Origin of the sequence: Pseudomonas sp. Teo4, assembly GCF_034387475.1 — a bacterium.
Lineage (GTDB): Bacteria > Pseudomonadota > Gammaproteobacteria > Pseudomonadales > Pseudomonadaceae > Aquipseudomonas.
The window spans coordinates 2,875,796-2,888,212 of the sequence record NZ_JAXCIL010000001.1 but is presented as its reverse complement, the minus strand read 5'-3'; the positions used below and the strand labels follow the sequence as shown (position 1 = coordinate 2,888,212).

General features: G+C 61.9%; 14 protein-coding genes. 6 read left to right on the top strand and 8 right to left on the bottom strand.

The window, feature by feature from the left end; translation table 11 throughout:
• Positions 1 to 91 precede the first annotated feature (91 nt).
• Positions 92 to 325 (top strand): hypothetical protein, encoded by a 234-nt coding sequence (locus PspTeo4_RS13070; RefSeq protein ID WP_322364858.1) that lies wholly within the window; start codon positions 92 to 94, stop codon positions 323 to 325.
• 13 nt (positions 326 to 338) lie between these two features.
• Here PspTeo4_RS13070 and PspTeo4_RS13065 read toward each other — a convergent pair whose 3' ends face one another.
• The gene (locus PspTeo4_RS13065; RefSeq protein WP_322364198.1) at positions 339 to 518 is read right to left on the bottom strand and encodes a hypothetical protein; all 180 of its coding nucleotides are present in this window, start codon (positions 516 to 518) and stop codon (positions 339 to 341) included.
• 152 nt (positions 519 to 670) lie between these two features.
• Entirely contained in the window at positions 671 to 1,537 is an 867-nt protein-coding gene (locus tag PspTeo4_RS13060) for a patatin-like phospholipase family protein (RefSeq protein WP_322364196.1), read from the bottom strand.
• Between the two features lie 210 nt (positions 1,538 to 1,747).
• Here PspTeo4_RS13060 and PspTeo4_RS13055 point away from each other — a divergent pair, with 210 nt between their 5' ends.
• Entirely contained in the window at positions 1,748 to 1,918 is a 171-nt protein-coding gene (locus tag PspTeo4_RS13055; RefSeq protein ID WP_322364194.1) for a hypothetical protein, read from the top strand.
• Positions 1,919 to 1,961: 43 nt separating this feature from the next.
• Here the strand turns inward: PspTeo4_RS13055 and PspTeo4_RS13050 are convergent, their stop codons facing one another.
• From PspTeo4_RS13050 to PspTeo4_RS13030, 5 genes are read right to left on the bottom strand one after another with little or no spacing between them, the layout of a single operon-like run.
• The gene (locus tag PspTeo4_RS13050) at positions 1,962 to 3,083 is read right to left on the bottom strand and encodes a methionine ABC transporter ATP-binding protein (protein ID WP_416196953.1); all 1,122 of its coding nucleotides are present in this window, start codon (positions 3,081 to 3,083) and stop codon (positions 1,962 to 1,964) included.
• Positions 3,080 to 3,859, bottom strand: a complete 780-nt coding sequence (locus tag PspTeo4_RS13045) for a MetQ/NlpA family ABC transporter substrate-binding protein (protein WP_322364192.1) — start codon at positions 3,857 to 3,859, stop codon at positions 3,080 to 3,082. The genes PspTeo4_RS13050 and PspTeo4_RS13045 overlap by 4 nt, the downstream gene beginning before the upstream one ends.
• 33 nt (positions 3,860 to 3,892) lie before the next feature.
• Positions 3,893 to 4,558 carry a methionine ABC transporter permease gene (locus PspTeo4_RS13040; protein WP_322364190.1) on the bottom strand — a complete coding sequence of 222 codons (666 nt, stop codon included), beginning with the start codon at positions 4,556 to 4,558 and terminating at the stop codon, positions 3,893 to 3,895.
• Positions 4,559 to 4,589: 31 nt separating this feature from the next.
• Positions 4,590 to 5,813: an SfnB family sulfur acquisition oxidoreductase gene (locus PspTeo4_RS13035; RefSeq protein ID WP_322364188.1), complete on the bottom strand. Its 1,224-nt coding sequence runs from the start codon at positions 5,811 to 5,813 to the stop codon at positions 4,590 to 4,592.
• A gap of 12 nt (positions 5,814 to 5,825) precedes the next feature.
• Positions 5,826 to 6,026 carry a hypothetical protein gene (locus PspTeo4_RS13030; RefSeq protein WP_322364186.1) on the bottom strand — a complete coding sequence of 67 codons (201 nt, stop codon included), beginning with the start codon at positions 6,024 to 6,026 and terminating at the stop codon, positions 5,826 to 5,828.
• 158 nt (positions 6,027 to 6,184) lie between these two features.
• Here PspTeo4_RS13030 and PspTeo4_RS13025 point away from each other — a divergent pair, with 158 nt between their 5' ends.
• Complete coding sequence (locus tag PspTeo4_RS13025) at positions 6,185 to 8,347, top strand: methyl-accepting chemotaxis protein (protein WP_322364185.1); 2,163 nt, start codon at positions 6,185 to 6,187, stop codon at positions 8,345 to 8,347.
• 27 nt (positions 8,348 to 8,374) lie between these two features.
• Here the strand turns inward: PspTeo4_RS13025 and PspTeo4_RS13020 are convergent, their stop codons facing one another.
• Positions 8,375 to 9,301, bottom strand: a complete 927-nt coding sequence (locus tag PspTeo4_RS13020) for a LysR family transcriptional regulator (protein ID WP_322364184.1) — start codon at positions 9,299 to 9,301, stop codon at positions 8,375 to 8,377.
• Between the two features lie 193 nt (positions 9,302 to 9,494).
• Here PspTeo4_RS13020 and PspTeo4_RS13015 point away from each other — a divergent pair, with 193 nt between their 5' ends.
• The 3 genes from PspTeo4_RS13015 to ttdB all read left to right on the top strand — a co-directional run bounded on the left by PspTeo4_RS13015 (position 9,495) and on the right by ttdB (position 12,401).
• Positions 9,495 to 10,835 (top strand): dicarboxylate/amino acid:cation symporter, encoded by a 1,341-nt coding sequence (locus PspTeo4_RS13015; RefSeq protein ID WP_322364183.1) that lies wholly within the window; start codon positions 9,495 to 9,497, stop codon positions 10,833 to 10,835.
• Positions 10,836 to 10,896: 61 nt separating this feature from the next.
• A complete protein-coding gene (gene ttdA / locus PspTeo4_RS13010) occupies positions 10,897 to 11,796 on the top strand; it encodes a L(+)-tartrate dehydratase subunit alpha (RefSeq protein ID WP_322364182.1) in 900 nt (299 codons plus the stop codon).
• Positions 11,793 to 12,401, top strand: coding sequence for a L(+)-tartrate dehydratase subunit beta (gene ttdB, locus PspTeo4_RS13005; RefSeq protein ID WP_322364181.1), 609 nt, complete (start codon positions 11,793 to 11,795; stop codon positions 12,399 to 12,401). The genes ttdA and ttdB overlap by 4 nt, the downstream gene beginning before the upstream one ends.
• Positions 12,402 to 12,417 lie beyond the last annotated feature (16 nt).

The window sequence follows — 12,417 nt, the reverse complement described above, 5'->3', positions numbered from 1 at the left end:
ATGAGCCAACATGCTTCGCAGTATTCGAGCATTAGTCACCTTGATGGTTTCAAATAGTGCGACTAATACTAAAGCACTGCCAAGAAGAGGGATGATCATGCAGACACGCTTCGTTGTAGTTCCCGCCGTTCCCGTGGAAAAGGAGCTTTCCCCTCGCCGTAATGGCTTCCCCACCGCTCTGGGGGTGGGTTACGACCTATACGACACCCACGATAAAGCCCGGTTGATCTTCAACTTCCCCACGCGCGCCGAAGCGGACTACGAATGTGCCGCTCGCAATCGTCAACAGGACCCGAGCGGATCGAACCTGGTGGGGTTCGGCTGAACTGGGTACTTCATCAGGGCTGAATACGTTGCTGGCGTGCGCGCTGAATACGCGTAACGACAATCTGGACAGCGGCTGCCACGAGGCAGAGCATGCCGATTTTCCAGTTGCCCTCCACCCCGAAGTGCTCGAATGCCTTCCCAGCGACGATGACGCTGACGAAGATGGCTACAGGCAGGATCAATTTGTTCATCGGGTCTTCCAGCGGAGAACGGCCAAGGGCATGAGTGGATCTCACAATCCAGCACATTTAGAGGGAATCCCTTCATTTCAAAGCAGCGGGCGTGAACAGGTCAAGTCATGCGGGCCACAGAGAACCCCCGGCTTGGACAGCCATCCGTGCATTCAATGCTCATGGGCATGCGAGTGGATGGTCAGGGCGCCAGGGACCTTGGTGCGTTCGAGGCCACCTCGTTCCAGCCACTGCAGGGTCTGCGTGTAAGCGCGCTGCAGCAAGGACTCGGTCTGGTCGAAGTTGAACACCGAGACATCAACCGGGCACAGCGGCGGCACGATGTGCAGGCTGGTGAGCGTGCGGAAGTGTTCGATGTCGCTCACCAGCTGCCGCATGCTCATCAGGTTCACGGTGTGCAGAGCCAAGGCGACCAGGCCGCGAGGCGGTTGTGACAGGGCGCAACTGACCCCGGTGGGAATGACAACGACGTTGGAGGCGCCCAAGGCCACGGCAGTCGAAATGGGTGTATTGCTCGCCACGCCGCCATCCACCAGAAACTGGTCGGCGATTTGTACGCAGGGAAACACCAGCGGGATGGCCGCGCTGGCCAGTAGCGCCTGATCAAGCTCGCCAGAGGACAGCACCGTCTCGGCACCACTGAGCAGGTTGGTGGTGACGATGTGCAGGGGCAGCGCGGTATCTTCTATGCGATGAACCGGGAGTGCCTTGCCCAGCAATCTGTTCAAGGCCGCCGGCTGCAACAGGAAACCACGGCGCTTGAGCAGTCCTCGGCAGGTATCGAACCAGGAAAGCGGGAAGATGTCTGCCTTGCTCAGCCCACGCCAGAATCCGGCAAGTGCTTCGACACCCTGTGCGTCGGGCCTTGCGGCAAAGTAGGCACCGTTGATGGCACCTACCGAAGCACCTATGACCATGTCGAATCGGACATTGGCTTCGACCAGGGCCCGCAACATGCCCACTTGCACCGCCCCCAGACTGCCTCCGCCAGCGAACACGATTGCGGTTTGGGTAGCCATGGTCGCGGCCTCTGCGCAGAAATGTATCGAAACAGTGTAGCTGGCGGGGTGGCAATGCTATCGAGGGGGCATAGGTCGGCAGGTGCGTACTGTAAAGGTATTGAAAAGGTCGTAGTGGCCAGCTATCTGCTCATCAACCAGCACTCTAGAATCGCGGCGCTGCCCAACCTGATCCCAGGTGGCAGAGTCTTTGCCTTTTGGAGTGTTTTGATGAAGTTGAATCATGTTGTCCGCGCAGCGCTCGTAGCTGCCCTGGTTTCCACACTTTCGGGCTGCTGGATGTTCATGCCGCCAGGTGGTGGTGGCGGGCATGGCGGTGGGCACGGTGGAGGCCATGGTGGCTTCGGCATGGGTGGCGGCCCAGGTGGCGGCCCGCGTTAAGGCTGACCCGGACCGAAAATGCCATTTGCCCAGACGGGATGCATCAGGGCAAATGGCTTGAAACAGCCCGTGCCTGACTGTGCTCAGCCCACTCGGCCCAGTCTGCCAGCGATCTTGCCCGCTCGATGATCTCGGCAGATGGCGCTTCGCTGGAAATGGCCAGGCGCAAGCGTCCCAGCGGGCGCCCCTGTATGCGTTCAATGGCACCCTGCAAAAGGTGCACCTGCGCACCCAGCGCGGCCGAGATCGCCGCAAGGTCAGGCTCCAGCCCTTTGGCGCCGGTGTAATGTAAAACCAGGCTTCGCCCGGCACGCTCGGCCGTTTCCCGTGGCTGACCGGAGCCTGCCAGCAACAGCCGGCTGACCTCATGCCTGGGGTGGCCAAACACTTCCCACACGTCGCCTGTTTCGACGATGCGCCCTCGCTCAAGCACGGCCACGCGGTCGCACAGGTCGCGAATCACTTCCATCTCGTGGGTAATCAGCACGATGGTCAGGCCCAGTCGCTGGTTGATATCGCGAAGCAGGGCAAGGATTGATTGGGTGCTTTCCGGGTCAAGGGCGGAGGTGGCTTCATCACATAACAGGATCTCGGGCTCGAGCACCAGCGCCCTGGCAATGCCGACGCGCTGTTTCTGCCCGCCCGACAACTGCGCAGGGTAGGCATGGGCCCGTTCGCTCAGGCCTACCAGGCGCAGCAGTTCATCCACCCGCAGGGCCCGTGCCGCGCGTGGCACCCCGGCCAGGCGCATCGGCAGCTCGATGTTTTCGGCCACCGTGCGGCTGGAGAGCAGGTTGAAGTGCTGGAAGATCATCGCGACCTTGCGCCGAAAAGCATGCAGCGCCTGCCCCTTGAGGGCCGCGACGTCGTGGCCGTCGACCACGACCTGCCCATCGCTGGGGGTTTCCAGGCGGTTCATCAGGCGCAGCAGGGATGACTTGCCAGCGCCGCTACGGCCAATGATGCCGAAAATCTCGCCCCGGCGAACGCGCAGGTCCACCCCTTCCAGCGCACTGACCGCACCGTAGCGTTTATGGATGCCGCGCAAATGCAGTTGCGCAGTGTCATGTTCAATTTCCTGCTCGAAGCGGCTCATTGTCGGTATCTCGTGGTGCCTGGAAACGAGGCCCGGGAAGGGCCTCTGAAGTGCGGTGCAAACATTCAGAACCCGGGAGCGATCTGGCCTTTGTAACGGGTCAGGATAAAGTTGCGGACCTCGGGCGAATTGAGTGCCTTGGCCAGTTTCTGCAGGCCTGGGTCCTGCAGGTTGTCTGGCCGGGCCACCAGGTACTCGACATACAGGTCCTTGCCTTTCTCGACGATCAGCGCGCTGTTGGTATCGATACCGGCCTCCAGTGCGTAGTTGGCGAACACGAACGCCAGGTCCACCTGCTTCACCGAGCGCGCCAGCATCGCGCCTTCAAGCTCGCGGATTTTCAGGTGGCGCGGGTTGTCGGTGATGTCGCGTTGGGTGGACTGTGGGTTCTCGGGGTTCTTCAGCTTGATTAGCCCGGCCTCCGCCAGCAGTACCAAGGCCCGGCCGGTGTTCACCGGGTCGTTGGGGATGGCGACGCTGGCGCCGTCGGGCAGGTCGGCAAGCTGCTTGTACTTGGCCGAGTAGGCGCCGAAAGGTTCGATGTGTACGCCAACCACGGGGACCAGGTCGGTATGCCGGGTCTTGTTGAAGTCGTCGAGGAACGGGCGGTACTGGTAGTAGTTGGCGTCCAGGTTCTTCTGGGCCAGTTGCAGGTTGGGCTGGATGAAGTCGTTGAACACCTTGATGTCCAGGTCGACACCTTCCTTGGCCAGGGTCGGTTTGACGAATTCGAGGATCTCGGCGTGCGGCACCGGGGTGGCGCCGACCACCAGGTGCTCCGCGGCGTGGGCGCCAAGGGTGTGCAGGGCGATCAGGGCGGCGAGGGCAGACAGGGTCTTTTTCATGGGGTTTACCTGAAGGGCAGGAGGGTTGTGGGGTCAGCGTCGGGTGAAATGCCTTACCAGGCGGTCGCCGCTCATCTGCAGGGCCTGCACCAGCAGGATCAGCAGCAGCACGGTGACCACCATCACATCGGTCTGAAAACGCTGGTAGCCGAAGCGGATGGCCAGGTCGCCCAGGCCGCCACCACCGATGACGCCAGCCATGGCGGTGTAGTCGACCAGGACGATGGCGGTGACGGTGACCGCTGCGATGAGCCCGGTGCGGGCCTCGGGCAGCAACGTGTGCCAGATGATCTGGCGAATGCTTCCGCCCATGGCCTGGCTGGCTTCCACCAGGCCCCGGTCGACCTCGCGCAGGGCGGTTTCCACCAGGCGGGCGAAAAATGGCGTGCAGCCGACCACCAAGGGCGGGATGGTGCCCTTCACGCCCAGGGAGGTGCCGGTCAGCAAGGTAGTCAGCGGAATCAGCACAATCAGCAGGATGATGAACGGCAGCGAGCGCAGCACGTTCACCACCACCGACAGTGCGCGGTAGAGCGGGCCGTTGGCCAGCAACTGGCGTTGGCCGGTGAGGTACAGCAGCACCCCCAGCGGCAGGCCGAACAGCACCGTGAAGCCGAGCGCGGCACCCAGCATGCTCAGGGTGTCGAGGCAGGCCTGGGCGATTTCCCCCCAGTCCAGGTTGGCGAGCAACTCATTCATCGAAGCGGATCTCCAGCGTCATGGCGGGGCCTCAGTTCCAGTCGTGGCGCGCAGGCTTGATACCGTTCAAGGCCCAGTTGCCCACCAGGTGGTACTTCCAGCGCACCGGGTCGTGCAGGGTATGCACGCGGGCGTTGCGCCAGTGCCGGTCGAAGTTGTGCCGGGTCAATGACGAGCGCGTGCCGCCCAGCTCGAACAGGCGGTTGCTGGCCTCGATGGCCGCCTCGGTGGTCAGCACCTTGGCCTTGGCCACCGCCACCGATGCCGCCGCGACGTTGTCCGCGTCCGGGGACGGCTTGGCGGCGTCCAGCACCCAACCGGCGCGTTCGAGCAGCGCTTCGGCAGCTTCCTGGCGGATTTCCAAGGCGCCGATCTGGATGATGGTCAATGGGTCTTCGCTGGCGTTCTCCACCTTGGCGTCGATCCACGGGCGGGCGTGCTCGCGGACGAAGGCGATGGTGTCGTCCAGGGCCGCCCGGCCGATGCCGGCGTCGATGGCGGCGGTGGTCAACTGGGCGAAAGGGCCGGCCAGGCTCGGGGTTTCATACGAGCGATAGCTGGGGAACAGGTTGAAGGCCGGCACGCGCAAGCCATCGAGTACCACCGTCCCGCTGGAGGTGGTGCGTTGGCCCATGCTGCTCCAGTCGTCCACGATCACCAGGCCAGGGGTATGCCGGGGCATGAAGGCGAGCTGGGCGCGGTCCTGGTCATCGAGGGCCAGCACACCGAGCCAGTGCGCATACAACGAGCCGGTGCAGTAGCCCTTGCGCCCATCGATGCGGTAGCCATCACCTTCGGCGACCAGGCGGGTACGAATGTCCTGGACGGTCTTGCCACCGGTTTCCGACAGCGCATTGGCAAAGCGATGCCCCCGCAGCACGAGGTCGAAGAAGTAGCGTTTCTGTTCTTCGCTGCCTTGCAGGCGAATGTCTTCGAGCAGGCAGTAGTGGTTCTGCGGAATTTGCCCAAGTGACGGGTCGGCAGCCGAGATAATGGCGATCACCTTCGCCAGGGTGGCGAAGGACACTTCGGCCCCGCCATGTTCCCGTGGCACTGTGATGCCCCACAAGCCGCTGTTGGAGAAGGCATCCACCACATCGGCGGGCACTTCCCGTTGTCGATCACGTTCGGCGGCGCCTTCGCGCAAAAACAGGGCAACCCGGTGGGCAACTGAGATCGCTTCTTCGTCGTCACGGATGACGTGCGCATCAGGTTGGCGAATATCGTAAATGGCAGAGACGGTTTCGGTAGGCATAGGGCGCTCGAATCAAACGGACAGTTCTTCGATTGCAGGCGCCGTGCCATTTAAAAATACTAATAAAAACAATGACTTATATTTAAGTTTGGCGTTCGCGCCTGTTGCTTTGAAGGCTAAGTGCTGAAGCGCTGTTGATGGATGAACAGTTGTCACGCAGGCAGCGCACAAAACAGCTGCTTTGCGCGCCACCACAGTGCACACGAACTGCACTGCACCGATTCGATGCGTCCTGGCACGCCTGGCAGCGGTCCCTCCTTTCGCTGGCCACCCCGGTAATCGCGGCGTGGGAGCAACTAGTTAGCAGGCTCACGAGTTGGCGCGTTAATTGCTGTCAGTTCGCCATCTCAATGTCGCAGATGGGGATATAAATGTCGCTTGCAAGCAATTCCATGCAGTTGTCCTCTAGCGAAAAGGGCTGGTTACCGTGGTTCGGCAAAACCGGAAAGTTCACCATGGGTTGGGCCTGCCGCCTCAACCAGGCGAGCTACCCGGTGATCGAGCAGACCTTTGAAGCCATCGCCCAAACCCGCGTGCGTTTACTGCAAAACTGGGCACGCGAGCAGTGGGAACATCTGGCGGAACTGGCCGAGCATATCGGCGGTGACCTGGCCCAGCTCGACCACGCGGCATTGGTCGACAAGCTCAACCAGGCCGAAGACTTTTCCGAACTGTTCGTCGTCGACAGTCGCGGTACGGTCCTAGCATCGACCTGGGCGCAACGCGGCAACCCACAGCTGGAGCTGACGGGCGCCTTGGCGCAAGGGCTGAAGGCCGCATTCCTGCATGGCCCCTACAGCGACCCGTTGACCTTGCAGATCGGCCCCTCGTCGTCGCGTTTTCACGACGCCGTGACCTTGATGTTCTACCAGCCGCTGACCAAAGGCGGAAAAACGCTGGGCTGCCTCTGCGGCCGAGTGCCCAACGATGTGCTGGGTGACCTCATCCAGCGCGAAGCCGGGCACATCTTTGCCGAGTCGGGCGACAACTACCTGTTCATGGCGCAATCGCGCTTCGACCCGAGCATCGAGCCAGGCACTGCGCTGTCCCGTTCGCGCTTCGAGGACGGCACCTTCACCCATGGCGAGAACCTGAAAAGCGGCGTGCACACGCCCTGGTCCACGGTGCGTATCCAGCGCCACACCGAGCTTGAATTGCGCTTCACCGACCCCGCGACCCAGCAACTGCACCCGGGTGTGCGCGAAACCATCCGCTGTGGCTCCAACCTGTTCGTCACCTACCCCGGTTACTCGGACTACCGCCACATTCCGGTGGTGGGCAAAGGCATCACCTTCCAGTTGCCGGGCTCGCCCGACCGTTGGGGGATGATGTGCGAAGCGGATCTGGAAGAGGTCTACCGCCGCCGTTCACTCACCCATGGGTTGATGAAACCCTACATCGCCACCATGGCCGGGCTGTTCGGCGGCAATGTGCTGGTTCAGCACTATGCGGGCCTGTCGCAAGGCATGCATGACGTGGTCCTGCTGCTCAGCCTGTTGTGTGCCGCAGCCGTGTTCCGCACCCTGGGGCCCAAGCGCCTGGCTGCGCGGTTGAGTGGCATGACCGAGGTGCTGCGGACCATTGCCGAGGGGGAGGGCAACTTGCGTCAGCGTCTGGACATCACCGCCATGGCCAATGATGAAACCGGCGACATGGGGCGCTGGATCAACAGTTTTATCGACCGCCTCGACTCGGTGGTCGGTCAGGTGGTCAAGGCCAGTCGCAATGTCGGCTCCACCAACCAGATGATGCTTGGGCGCAGTCAGCAGGCCGGGCTGACTTCCGGTGAGGTGGCCGAAGCGGTGCACCACATGATGCTCATCGTCGAAGACCAGTTGGGCGAAATCCAGCAGGCCTCGGCCAGTGCCGAGCAGATGAAACAGGCCATGGACGAAGTGGTCAGCCGCGCCCGTGAACAGTTCGCTGCGGTGCAGCAAGGCACTCAGTCGATTCGCGACGTGGTGCAGCGCTCATCGTCGAGCGTGCAACTGCTCGACAGCCGCATGACCCAAATCGGCAACATCACCGGGCTGATCAGCGAGATCACCAGCCAGACCAACCTGCTGGCCCTCAACGCGGCCATCGAGGCGGCGCGTGCCGGTGAGCACGGACGCGGTTTCGCGGTGGTGGCCGATGAAGTTCGCAGCCTGGCGGCGCGGACCTCCCGCGCAGCGGACGACATCCGCCAGCAGATCGAAGGCCTGCAGAACGAGACCCAGAAGGCCGTCAGCTTCATGGAGGAGGGCGTCAAGGACGTCGATAACAGCTTGCGTCTGGCCGAAGATGCCTCATCGGAAAACGTGCAGTTGCACCAGGCGGTGGAGGGCATGTTCGCCATCATCCAGCAGCTCAATGCGCGCAGCCTGGCCTGTGGCAAGACCATCGAGAAAGTCGACCAGTGCTCGGCAGAAATGCGTCAGACGGTGGTGGTGCTGCAGAGCAGTGCGGAAACCGTGAAGGTCAATGCCAACAAGCTGCAGAAGTTGGTGGGGCAGTTCGAAGTGAGCGGCAGCAACGGGCGGGCGGCTGCCTGAGGTTTTCCAACGTCAAGTGCCTGGAAGTCACCGCCATGCTTCCAGGCTGTTCACCGGCTGCTCGGCGTTCTGTCGGAAAAACGCCCGCAGGTGCTCGATGAAGCACGAGACTTTGGCTGACAGGTTCAAACGCTCAAGATACACCGCATAGATATCCGCAGGGGGCGTCTCGTACTCCGGGAGCACCTCTTCCAGCCGCCCAGAGCGCAGGTGGGCCGCCAGGTTCCACTCCGCCCGCATGAGAATGCCGTGGCCCTCCAGTGCCCAGTTCAGCGCGACTTCGCCATCGTTGGTGCTCAAGCTGCCCTGCACCTTGACCGACTCGGACTGCTTGCCGCGGCTCAACCGCCAAATACCGAAGGCCGATTCGTTCTGGCGCAGCACGATGCAATTGTGGGCCGCCAAATCCCGAGGTGACTCAGGCCTGCCGAAGGTATCCAGGTAGGCCGGGGTCGCGCACAACCGACGCCGGTTGGCGGCGATTTTTCGGGCGATCAGGCGGGAATCGGGCAGTTCGCCAAAGCGAATGGCCACATCGATCGCATCGTCAGGCAGGTGGACAGGGCGGTCGGTCAGGTGCAGCTGAACTTCCACCTCCGGGTAGCGCTTCACGAATGAAGAAATCGCCGGGCCCACGTGGGTTCGGCCAAAGCCCAGCGGCGCGTTCACCCGCAGCAACCCTTTCGGCTCCGCCCGGCTACTCGACACCTGGCGCTCCATCTCTTCGATCTCACCGAGGATCCGCTTGGCATTGACCAGGTAGGTCTCGCCTTCGGCCGTGAGGCTGATGCTGCGGGTGGTGCGGTTTAGCAGGCGTACGCCCAGACGCCGCTCCAGTTGCGCCAGACGCTTGGTCACCGCCGGTGGTGTGAGGTTCAACTCCCGCGCCGTGGCAGCCAGGCTGCCGGCCCTGATCAGCTGGATGAAAAAGGCCAGTTCCGATACCGGATTCATAATTAACCACAGGGAAATAATGAGTTGAATTTCATTGTATTACAGCACTTTGAAAAAACCATTACCTTTGGCCTGCGTGATTAACCACAACAAATCTGGGCAATTGAACGGCCGCTGCCAGGCTTCGTCGGTGCGCTTCAGTTCGCCCAGCCGCCACAAACATCCGACTCACAACAATAATTCGGAGACGGCAATGGCCAAGCGATTGATAGGCAAGTTGTATGTGCAGGTGCTGATAGGGGTAACCCTGGGCATTCTGCTCGGGGTGTTCTGGCCCCAGGTGGGCACCGATCTGAAACCACTGGGTGATGCCTTCATCAAGCTGATCAAGATGGTGTTCGCCCCGATCATCTTCGCCACGGTGGTGCTTGGCATCGCCAAGATGGAGAACATGAAGGAGCTCGGCCGGGTGGGCGTCCGGGCGCTGATCTATTTCGAGGTACTGTCGACCTTCGCCCTGGTGCTGGGCCTGGTGGTGGTCAACATCGTGCAGCCGGGGCAGGGCATGAATGTCGACCCCGCAACCCTGGATACCCACAGCATCGCCAGCTACACGGCCGCAGCCGCCAGTGGCTCGGGCGGTTTCACGGATTTTCTGCTGCATGTCATTCCCGGCAGCGTGACCGACGCCTTCGCCAAGAACGAAATTCTGCCGATCCTGCTGTTCTCGACCTTGTTCGGCATCGCACTGTCGCACCTTGGTGCGCGGGGCAAGCCCATGGTCGATGTGCTCGAGGCGTTTTCCCACGGGATGTTCTTCATCGTCGGCATGGTGATGCGTGTCGCGCCCCTGGCGGCCTGCGGCGCCATGGCTTTTACCGTGGGCAAGTACGGCCTGGGCTCGATCGTCTCGCTGGGCAAGCTCATGGCGACCATGTACCTGACCTGCCTGTTGTTCGTGGTCATCGTGCTGGGCTCCATTGCCAGGCTCTCGGGCTTCAGCCTGTGGAAGTTTCTCAAGTACATCCGAGAGGAACTGTTCACCGTGCTGGGCACCAGTTCGTCCGAGTCGGTGGTGCCGCAACTGATGAACAAGCTTGAAAGGGTGGGCGTATCGAAGCCGGTGGTGGGGCTGGTGATTCCATCGGGCCTGACCTTCAACCCGGACGGCCAGTGCATCTATTACACCATGGCCGCCATTTTCATCGCCCAGGCCACCAACACGCCGCTGACCTTGATGGACCAGCTGATCGTGCTGGGCGTGCTGTTGCTGACTTCGAAGGGCTCGGCGGGGGTGACCGGCTCCGGCTTCATCACCCTGGCCGCGACCCTGGCGACCATGGACAACATCCCGGTGGCCGGCATGGTGCTGCTGCTCGGCGTCGATCGCTTCATGTCCGAGGCGCGGGCCATCACCAACACCATCGGCAACGCCATCGGCACCCTGGCCATCGCCAAGTGGGTCGGCGCGCTGGACCAGGAACGCATGAACCAGGTGCTGGACGGCCATGTGGCGGTGGAGCCGGATAAACCCCTTGAACCCTCGGTACCCACGCAAAGGGTGCGGCCAGAGACCCGCCCTAGTGGTGCCTGAATCTTTCTACCCCGAAAAACCACTTGTAAGACCCGCCTTGTGAAGCAGTGAGGAAAAGAAAATGGATAAAGAAGCAGCCGTGTCATCACTCACCGACGTGATGGCCAAATTCACCGCCTACATCGGCAAGCGCCTGCCCAAGGATGTGAAGGAAAAGACCGCGAAACTGCGTGCAGCGGAAACCAACCCGCTGGCCATCGCCGTCTATGACTCGATGGCCGACAACCAGGAGTACGCCGACAAGCTGGACCGCCCCAGCTGCCAGGACACCGGGGTGATTCAGTACTTCATTTCGGCCGGTGCACGGTTTCCGCTGTTGAGCGAGCTTGAAGGCATCCTGGAAAACGCCACCAAGGAAGCGACCATCAAAGGGCCGCTGCGTCACAACGCGGTGGAAACCTTCATCGAGAAGAACACCGGCACCAACACCGGCTCGAAGATTCCCTGGCTGGACTGGGAAATCATCCCCGATGCCGACTACGCGATTGTCGACGTGTACATGGCCGGTGGTGGTTGCACCTTGCCCGGCTCGGCGAAGGTGTTGATGCCAGGCCAGGGCTATGAGGGCGTGACGGAGTTCGTCTTCGATGTGATCACCTCGCGGGGCGTCAATGCCTGCCCGCCGCTGTTGGTTGGCGTGGGCGTGTCCACCTCGGTTGAGACCGCGGCGCGGTTGTCGAAGAAGGCGATTCTGCGTCCGGTGGACTCGTGCCACCCGAACGAAAGCGCCGCCATGATGGAAAAACTGCTGGAAGAAGGCCTGAACGAGATCGGCATCGGCCCGCAGGGGCTGACCGGCAACAGCAGTGTGATGGGGGTGAACATCGAGTCCTCCGCCCGTCACCCCTCGACTATTGGCGTGGCGGTTTCGACCGGGTGCTGGGCGCACCGTCGCGGCAAGATCCGCATCAATGCCGACCTGTCCTACGACATCCTCTCCCACGAAGGAGTAGTACTGTGAAGAAGATTATTACCACTCCGATCAAGGACGAAGACCTGGCCAGCCTCAATGTCGGCGACGTGGTCTACCTCACCGGCCAGTTGGTGACCTGCCGTGACGTGGCACACCGCAGGCTCATCGAGCTCAAGCGCGAACTGCCGGTAGACCTGCGTGGCGGGGCGATCTTCCACGCCGGGCCCATCGTGAGAAAGAAGGACGATGGCAGTTTCGAGATGGTCTCCATCGGCCCGACCACCAGCATGCGCATGGAGAAGTTCGAGAAGCAGTTCATCGAACAGACGGGCGTCAAGTTGATCATCGGCAAGGGTGGCATGGGGCCGGAAACCACCACCGGTTGCCTGGAAAACAAGGCGGTGCATGCGGTGTTCCCCGGTGGCTGCGCGGTGCTGGCGGCCACTCAGGTGGAAGAGATCGAGCGCGCCGAATGGCAGGACCTGGGCATGCCGGAAACCTTGTGGGTGAACCGCGTGCGGGCGTTCGGGCCGCTGATCATTTCGATCGACACCAAGGGCAACAACCTGTTCGAGCAGAACAAGGCGCGCTTCAACGAACGCAAAGGCGCGGTGATCGAGAAGATCAATAGCCAGGTGCGCTTCATCAAATAAGGCGTAGTGCGGGCGG

Excerpts from the sequence above, each read along its gene's own strand:
- PspTeo4_RS13070 (WP_322364858.1), top strand. The coding sequence starts at position 92 with ATGATCATGCAGACACGCTTCGTTGTAGTTCCCGCCGTTCCCGTGGAA.
- PspTeo4_RS13065 (WP_322364198.1), bottom strand. The coding sequence starts at position 518 with ATGAACAAATTGATCCTGCCTGTAGCCATCTTCGTCAGCGTCATCGTC.
- PspTeo4_RS13060 (WP_322364196.1), bottom strand. The coding sequence starts at position 1,537 with ATGGCTACCCAAACCGCAATCGTGTTCGCTGGCGGAGGCAGTCTGGGG.
- PspTeo4_RS13055 (WP_322364194.1), top strand. The coding sequence starts at position 1,748 with ATGAAGTTGAATCATGTTGTCCGCGCAGCGCTCGTAGCTGCCCTGGTT.
- PspTeo4_RS13045 (WP_322364192.1), bottom strand. The coding sequence starts at position 3,859 with ATGAAAAAGACCCTGTCTGCCCTCGCCGCCCTGATCGCCCTGCACACC.
- PspTeo4_RS13040 (WP_322364190.1), bottom strand. The coding sequence starts at position 4,558 with ATGAATGAGTTGCTCGCCAACCTGGACTGGGGGGAAATCGCCCAGGCC.
- PspTeo4_RS13035 (WP_322364188.1), bottom strand. The coding sequence starts at position 5,813 with ATGCCTACCGAAACCGTCTCTGCCATTTACGATATTCGCCAACCTGAT.
- PspTeo4_RS13025 (WP_322364185.1), top strand. The coding sequence starts at position 6,185 with ATGTCGCTTGCAAGCAATTCCATGCAGTTGTCCTCTAGCGAAAAGGGC.
- PspTeo4_RS13020 (WP_322364184.1), bottom strand. The coding sequence starts at position 9,301 with ATGAATCCGGTATCGGAACTGGCCTTTTTCATCCAGCTGATCAGGGCC.
- PspTeo4_RS13015 (WP_322364183.1), top strand. The coding sequence starts at position 9,495 with ATGGCCAAGCGATTGATAGGCAAGTTGTATGTGCAGGTGCTGATAGGG.
- ttdA (WP_322364182.1), top strand. The coding sequence starts at position 10,897 with ATGGATAAAGAAGCAGCCGTGTCATCACTCACCGACGTGATGGCCAAA.